A 598-nucleotide genomic window follows, 5' to 3' on the forward strand; every position below is an offset into this window, starting at 1 on the left:
GTTGGGTAGACCATGCCAGTTTGATAGACATGCAGTGCATGATGGACATGCAAACACATACTCTCTGACAAAGGATGGAGTTCGCCACAAATTGAATCCCATGAAAAAGGAAGGTGAAAAGGTATGTAGCAGTGCTAGGATTTGTCTTGTTGATGGAAGAAAGTTTTCAGATGGCATGAAACATCAGCATATGTGCTATGCTTTGATTCCTAGGAAAGATAAAGAAGGTAGTAGTGAAATGCCACTAGAAGTTTCAGATTTACTAGGGGAGTTTGGAGATATTATCTCTGATAATGTTTCAGATGGATTGCCACCAGTAAGGCAAATCAATCATCAGATAGATCTGATTCCAGGAGCTAGTTTTCCTAACAAGGCTGCTCATAGGATGACTCCTACTAAAAAAGAGGAGCTAAATAGACAGGTTCAGGAGCTATTGAGGAAGGGCTTGATTCAAGAGAGCCTGAGTCCATGTGCAGTACCTGTAGTACTTGCACCAAAGAAGGATGGAGAGTGGAGGATGTGTACAGATTCTCGAGCTATAAATAGGATAACCATCAAGTACCAATTTCCTTTGCCAAGGATGGATGATCTTATGGAC

Annotated in this window: 1 protein-coding gene; it reads left to right on the top strand. The window is 41.5% G+C overall.

What is annotated here, in order from left to right; translation table 11 throughout:
• Positions 1–91: 91 nt before the first annotated feature.
• On the top strand, positions 92–598 hold a 507-nt coding region (locus CHM34_RS18365; RefSeq protein WP_141201780.1), incomplete at its 3' end, for an RNA-dependent RNA polymerase family protein.

It is taken from the genome of Paludifilum halophilum, assembly GCF_002245355.1.
Classification (GTDB): Bacteria; Bacillota; Bacilli; order Thermoactinomycetales; family DSM-45169; genus Paludifilum; species Paludifilum halophilum.